Origin of the sequence: Clostridium sp. (genome assembly GCF_051656525.1) — a bacterium.
Classification (GTDB): domain Bacteria; phylum Bacillota; class Clostridia; order Clostridiales; family Clostridiaceae; genus Clostridium.
The window spans coordinates 1-1,372 of the sequence record NZ_JBOGCC010000088.1 but is presented as its reverse complement, the minus strand read 5'-3'; the positions used below and the strand labels follow the sequence as shown (position 1 = coordinate 1,372).

The 1,372-nt window shown below is 28.7% G+C and carries 2 protein-coding genes; both read left to right on the top strand.

The window, feature by feature from the left end; genetic code table 11:
• On the top strand, positions 1-920 hold a 920-nt coding region (locus ACRDDY_RS03195; protein ID WP_438563522.1), incomplete at its 5' end, for a hypothetical protein.
• Between the two features lie 72 nt (positions 921-992).
• Positions 993-1,372, top strand: a 380-nt coding sequence (locus ACRDDY_RS03190; protein ID WP_438563521.1) for a hypothetical protein, incomplete at its 3' end; no start/stop codon positions are given.

Below are 1,372 nucleotides of genomic sequence, written 5' to 3'. Positions count from 1 at the left end.
TTATGGGGAGAGTTGAACTTTCTGAAGAGCAAAAAGAAATAAGTAAAGCAGTCAATGAATTTGCACAATCAATTTATAAAACAGGAACAGTAAATACAGAATTATCACAATTTTTAATAAAAGTTATAGAGCCAGAAGTAGCAAATGCTCCAAGTGAAATATTATCAATGTTATTTAATGAAGGAGAAATTGGTGAATTTGATGAACAAGGTGTTTACGCTTCACCAAAAAATACTTTAGTTGCTAGAGCTTCAGCAGCTAGAACTGGTAACGTAGATAAATCTTACATAGATTTTACTAGAGGTAATAAATTCACTGAACATTTACAAATCGAAACTGAAATAAAAATGTCTGATTTAAGAAGAGATGGTGCTTTAACTATAGCTCAATTAGTTGTTTATGCTATTGATGCTTTTAACAACAAAAAGTTCAACTTAATTTTTGACCACGTAGACGGATTAATTCAAGGCGGAGATCAATTAATAACTTCAGCAGGTACTTTAACTCAAGAAGCTATGGATAAATTTGCTGGATACTTAGAAGATAGAGGAAATGCACCTGTTATTGTAGGACTTTCAACTGTATTAAGAGGTATCAAGAATATGTCTGGATATGAAAACTTTATGTCTGAAAATATGAAGGATAAATTATATGCAGCTTCAATTCTTGAAATGTATAATGGTGTTAACCTAGCATCTGTTAAAGCTGGTGTAAAATTAGGAGATGGTTCTTCTATATTACCAGAAGGAAGATTATTCGGTATCGCTGATAAAATAGGTGATGTTTCAATGAAAGGTGAATTAAGAGCATTACAAACTGTTGACAATAACAGAGAAGTAATAGAATTAAAATTCACAGGATTTGAATTTACTTGTGTTATTACTGACATTGAAAAATTAGCAGAACTTAACATACAATAATAAATAATTAAAAATAAAAGGGAGGAGTAATACCTCCCTTAGCTATTAAATTAAAGGAGTGAATTTTAAATAATGATTAATAATAATGAACTTATAGAAATGTACAATGACTATGATAATGTTATATGCTTACCTACAAGTAATAGAGATGGCATAGGATATGTATTAGAGCCTAAAATAGATGGTGAACCAAACCCTATAGGTGTTACTTGGAGTGATATAAAATTCGTAAATACAAAATCAACGGTAATAAAAAAAGGATTAATAAGAGTTTTTGATAAAGATTTAGAAGAAGAAGTCCTTAAACTTTTAAGAATTAATGTATCTAAAGGAACTGAATATTATACTAGGGATAAAATTGAGTCAATGATATTAAATTGTAATGATGAAGTGTTGCAAGAAATAATAGATATAAAAGATGTTAAAATTATAGATCTTTTCAATAGTATATT